Annotated in this window: 6 protein-coding genes and 1 pseudogene; 4 read left to right on the top strand and 3 right to left on the bottom strand. The window is 67.5% G+C overall.

The features are described 5' to 3' along the window. Together RCJ92_RS14955 and RCJ92_RS14950 are read left to right on the top strand one after the other, a co-directional pair. Positions 1-207 (top strand): annotated as a pseudogene (locus tag RCJ92_RS14955) (ABC transporter permease); the annotation flags it as partial. 58 nt (positions 208-265) lie between these two features. Continuing rightward, positions 266-856: a dihydrofolate reductase family protein gene (locus RCJ92_RS14950; protein ID WP_446754991.1), complete on the top strand. Its 591-nt coding sequence runs from the start codon at positions 266-268 to the stop codon at positions 854-856. A 3-nt stretch (positions 857-859) separates the two neighbouring features. On the opposite strand, the gene RCJ92_RS14945 is transcribed toward RCJ92_RS14950, so the two are convergent. The 3 genes from RCJ92_RS14945 to RCJ92_RS14935 form a co-directional block, all read right to left on the bottom strand. Beyond that, positions 860-1,291: a RidA family protein gene (locus tag RCJ92_RS14945; protein WP_446754990.1), complete on the bottom strand. Its 432-nt coding sequence runs from the start codon at positions 1,289-1,291 to the stop codon at positions 860-862. A gap of 112 nt (positions 1,292-1,403) precedes the next feature. Then, positions 1,404-1,904 carry a nucleoside deaminase gene (locus RCJ92_RS14940; RefSeq protein WP_446754989.1) on the bottom strand — a complete coding sequence of 167 codons (501 nt, stop codon included), beginning with the start codon at positions 1,902-1,904 and terminating at the stop codon, positions 1,404-1,406. 90 nt (positions 1,905-1,994) lie between these two features. After that, positions 1,995-2,417: a hypothetical protein gene (locus RCJ92_RS14935; protein WP_446754988.1), complete on the bottom strand. Its 423-nt coding sequence runs from the start codon at positions 2,415-2,417 to the stop codon at positions 1,995-1,997. Positions 2,418-2,614: 197 nt separating this feature from the next. Between RCJ92_RS14935 and argE the strand changes: the two genes are divergently transcribed. Further along, a complete protein-coding gene (gene argE, locus RCJ92_RS14930) occupies positions 2,615-3,784 on the top strand; it encodes an acetylornithine deacetylase (RefSeq protein WP_446754987.1) in 1,170 nt (389 codons plus the stop codon). 32 nt (positions 3,785-3,816) lie between these two features. Further along, on the top strand, positions 3,817-4,710 hold an 894-nt coding region (locus tag RCJ92_RS14925), incomplete at its 3' end, for an MFS transporter (protein WP_446754986.1).

Raw genomic sequence — 4,710 nt, 5'->3', positions numbered from 1 at the left:
CTGTTCGCGGCCGGGTTGTGGACCCCGGGGCCGCTGATGCCCGATGCGCTGGAACCGGTCGTGGGGCTGACCCCGGCCGGGGCGATGGCCCAATCGCTGCAGGCGGCCTGGTTTGAGGCGGATGTGTCCCTTGGGCCGCTGGCCGTCTTCGCGGTGTGGACCGCGGGCTGTGCGCTGATCGCCGCCCGGATCTTCCGCTGGCGCTAGCCTGGCCGGTCTGCACAGCACCGTCACCTATTGAATTTCGCAGTCAGGGGAGCACATCATGCGCAAGTTGGTCGCCGTCGAGTTCCTGTCCGTGGACGGGGTCATGCAGGGACTGGGCTCACCGGATGAGGACCGCAGCGGCGGATTCGTACACGGCGGCTGGGGTGCGCGCTACGCCCCAGCCATCCACGCGGCGCTCGGCGCGCAGGGGCTGGAAGCCACCACCGCCTACCTGTTCGGGCGGCGCACCTACGAGAAAATGGCCGCCTACTGGCCGTTCGTGGGCAGGGACAACCCCATCGCCGCGCACATGAACCAGACGCCAAAGTACGTGGCCAGCACGAGGCTGCGGGATCCGGCCTGGCGGCACACGGAAGTGATTGCCGGTGAGGTGGGCGAGAAGGTGCGCCGGCTGAAGTCCGAAGGGCAGGGAGAGATGGTGATCCTGGGCAGTGGCATGCTCACCCGCCAGCTGCTGGCTGAGGATCTCATCGACAGCCTGCGCCTGTTCGTACATCCGCTGCTGCTCGGTGCCGGCAAGCAACTCTTCGGGCCGCTGCCAGCGCCCCGCCAACTGCGGCTGACCGGATGCCAGGCCAGCGAGCTGGGCAGCCTGATCCTCTCCTACGACGTGGAACCGAACCACTGAAGCTCAATGCTCGAGTACCTGGTGCCCCTGAGCCGAGGGCAGGCGGGCTGCCACGGCGCTAAGCTCCACCAGCGCGCCGGGCACGCCGAGGCCTGCAACAAACGCCGCGGTGACCAGGGGTGGTTCCGCACCGGCCAGCCGGGCGGCGATCACCCCGTACGCGGCCCCGGGTTCCACCCCTTCGATGAGCAGCACGTTCCACTGGACGACGTCCGCCAGTCCTGCCCCGGCCGCGGCGAGCGCTGTTTCGGCATTGTCCAGCGCCCGGCTCACCTGCACCGCAATCTCGCCGTCGCCGATCAGTGCACCGGTCTCATCCACCGAGTTCTGCCCGCCCACATAGATGGTGCTGGCCCCGGCCGGGACGATGGCGACATGGCTGAAGGCCCGGGAGTGTACGAGCCCCGCGGGGCGCAGGCGCTGGATCTGGGACATGGGGAATCCTCGCTTCGGGGGCGCGGGGCCGGGTCACCGAGTCTACTTGGCACGGACCGGCCTGGACAGGGAGTCACCAAGCAGGCGGCGCCCTCCAGGGGGCCGGCGGCTATCAGTTGTGACTGATCCCATTCAGCCGCGCGTGCAGCGCCTTGATCTGGGTGCTCAGTTCCTCATCGGGTCCGGCGACCTCCAGGCCGGGGGCCACCTCGTTGATGGGCAACGGCTTCACCGGGCCGGGTTCCACGCCCCATTCGCCGTGCCAGTCCATCAACTGCCGGCTGCTGCTGGCGTAGACAATGCGCCCCAGCCCCACCCACGCGTGGGCGGCCGAACACATGGGGCAGTGCTCCCCGGAGGTGTAGACCGTGGCGGCGGCACGTTCGGAGGGATCCAGGTTCTCCGCGGCCCAGCGGGCGATCGCGAACTCCGGGTGGCGGGTGTGGTCCCCTTCGGCGACCCGGTTGCGGTCGGCGAAGCGCACCTGGCCCTGCTCATCGACCAGCAGGGAGCCAAAGGGCTCGTCCCCGGCCTCCAGCGCCTCACGGGCATAGTCCACGCACTGGGCCAGGAATGTACGGTCGGTCTCGGTGATTGATGCGGAAGTAGCCATGCCAACACCTAACCACCCTCCAGTGCCAAAGTGAAGTATGACTAGGAACTTCTGAGATTCACGCCGGGTTCACAGATAGCTATGCCTGCATCAGTCGATTCCGGCGTAGTCGTACTGGGCGTATATCCGTACCGCGGTTCCCGCCACGTGGGCACCGGTGCAGGTGCGCCGCCAAATCAACGGATTCCACGCACCACATTGCTCGGTCTCCAAACCGAGATCCGTGGTGAGCCGTCTGGCGTCGGCGGGGGTGCCTGCCTGGACTTCAAGTTCCCGCCAACACCCGCCGGAGGCGCACTGCAGCTCGGGCTCGCCCACAACCAGTTCCGCCGGCAGATCCGGGAACGCCGAGGTGCTGGGCACCGCGGCCTCATCCAGGCGCACCCAGAGTACCGCCGCCACCCAGATCAGCAGCAGCACGCCCAGCCCCGCGAGCGTTCGCAGAATCCAGAACAGCGTGCGCTTCGACGCGTCCCGTCGTGGGGTGTTCTGCCGCCGCTTGCCGTCCTTCATGCCTTGACCCTACGCCAGTCAAGCCGCGTGCGGAGCCGTGCCGGGGGCTTAGGCGGCATTATCGCGCCAAGTCACAGTAGGACTCGAAGCCTGTACCGGTCCGGAGGGATGTGACAGCATGGGCTGATCACATACGTCGCGTACGCCACAGCCTGGGTGCGCGGTAACAGCAACGCACGAGCACATCAGGAGCAGCAGTGAGCGCAGCACCGGGTGAGAAGACCCTAAACGAAATCAATGAACTGATCCGCCTTGACACCACCAGCCGGGACACCAACCTGCCGCTGATCGAGAAGGTCATCGACAAACTGCAGGCCGTCGGGGTGGAGCACACCCTGATCCACAACGCCGAGGGCACCAAGGCCAACCTGCTGGCCACGATCCCCGCCCACGACGGAACCACCACCGGCGGCATCGTGCTCTCCGGGCACACCGACGTGGTGCCGGTGGACGGGCAGGAATGGAGCAGCGAACCGTTCGAACCGGCGGTGCGTGAGGGCAAGCTCTACGGGCGCGGCACCTGCGACATGAAGGCGTTCATCGGGGTCATCCTCTCCCGGCTGACCGAACTGACCAGTGCCCGGCTGAAGGAACCGGTCCACCTGGCCTTCTCCTATGACGAGGAGGTCGGCTGCGTCGGCGCGGTCGGGCTGGTGGAGAAGATCACCGAACTCGGCCTGGCCCCGCGCGGCGCGGTGGTCGGGGAGCCCTCCAGCATGCGGGTGATCCGCGGGCACAAGTCCATGAACGTGTTCAAGGTCGACTTCCACGGGGTCGCAGCCCACTCCTCGCTGCCCGGGGAGGGGTTGAACGCCATCTCCTACGCCACCCGCTTCGCCCGCTTTGTCGACGAGGTCTCCGCCGAACTGCGCCAGGGGGAGCGTGATGAGGCATTCCTCGAACCGACCACCACCATGAACGTGAACCGCATCGATGGCGGCATCGCGGTGAACACCATCCCGGCGCTGTGCACCGTGTTCTTCGAATACCGTTCCCTGGCCAGCGTGGACCGCGAGGCGCTGACCGCCCGGATGCGCGCCGAGGCCGAACGGCTGCAGGACGAGATGCGCCAGGTGAACCCGGCCGGCAGGGTCGACTTCAGCATCCAGGCCGGAGCTCCCGGGCTGGATACCGCCCCGGAGGCCGAAATCGTGGAACTGGCCGCCCGCTGGGGCGGGGAACCGGCTCAGGACAAGGTCACCTACGGCACCGAGGCCGGCCTGTTCGCCGGCGCCGGGATCCCCACCGTGATCTGCGGCCCCGGCGACATCGCCCAGGCGCACGCCCCGGATGAGTTCATCGAGCTGTCCCAGATCACCGCGTGCGAACAATTCATCGACGCGATGATCGCCGACCTGTCCCAGTAGCCCGCCCCGCACCCAATAGCCAGGAGACACCCATGAGCCCACCGCGTGAAGTGACCGCGCACCAGCTGAAGGCCGCCCGCAAGGCGGTCATTTCCTCCTCCATCGGGGCGGCGCTGGAGTGGTTTGACATCATTGTCTACGCCACCTTCGCCACGGTCATCGCCAAGATCTTCTACCCCGAATCCAATCCGACGTTCGCACTGATCCTCACGTTCGCCACGTTCGCGATCTCCTACATCATCCGCCCGCTGGGCGGGATGGTGCTGGGCAGCTACGCGGACCGCAAGGGCCGCAAGGCCGCGCTGACACTGACCCTGATGCTGATGATGGTCGGCACGCTGATCATGGCCATCGCCCCCACCTACGAGATGGTCGGGGTGTGGGGTGCGTTGATCATCCTGCTCTCCCGGCTGATCCAGGGCTTCTCCGCCGGCGGCGAGTTCGGCACCGCCACCGCGTTCCTGATCGAGACCGCACCACACAAGAAGGCGTTCTACGCCTCCTGGCAGGTGGCCAGCCAGGGCGCCTCGATGCTGCTGGCCAGCGCGTTCGGCTATGTGCTGACCACCCAGCTGTCCACCCAGGCCCTGGAAAGCTGGGGCTGGCGGGTGCCGTTCTTCGTTGGCCTGCTCATCGGCCCGGTCGGGTTGTACATCCGCGCCCGGCTGGAGGAGACCGAGGAATTCGTGGCGGCCGAGAAGGTCAAGGCGCCGCTGGCGACCCTGTTCGCCGGCCACTACGGGCGGCTGCTGACCGGTTCGGCGATCATTGGGGTGGCCACCATCTCGGTGTACATGATCCTGTACATGCCCACCTTCGCGGTGACGAACCTGGGGATCCCGGCCGATGCCGCGTTCCTGGGCGGGGTGGCGGCCGGAACCATCACCCTGTTCGGGGTGCCGTTGGTCGGGCACCTGGCCGACCGG

It is taken from the genome of Glutamicibacter sp. BSL13 (assembly GCF_052928425.1).
The sequence above is the reverse complement of the archived record's forward strand: the minus strand, read 5'-3'. Positions and strand labels throughout refer to the sequence as shown.

Excerpts from the sequence above, each read along its gene's own strand:
- RCJ92_RS14950 (WP_446754991.1), top strand. The coding sequence starts at position 266 with ATGCGCAAGTTGGTCGCCGTCGAGTTCCTGTCCGTGGACGGGGTCATG.
- RCJ92_RS14945 (WP_446754990.1), bottom strand. The coding sequence starts at position 1,291 with ATGTCCCAGATCCAGCGCCTGCGCCCCGCGGGGCTCGTACACTCCCGG.
- RCJ92_RS14940 (WP_446754989.1), bottom strand. The coding sequence starts at position 1,904 with ATGGCTACTTCCGCATCAATCACCGAGACCGACCGTACATTCCTGGCC.
- RCJ92_RS14935 (WP_446754988.1), bottom strand. The coding sequence starts at position 2,417 with ATGAAGGACGGCAAGCGGCGGCAGAACACCCCACGACGGGACGCGTCG.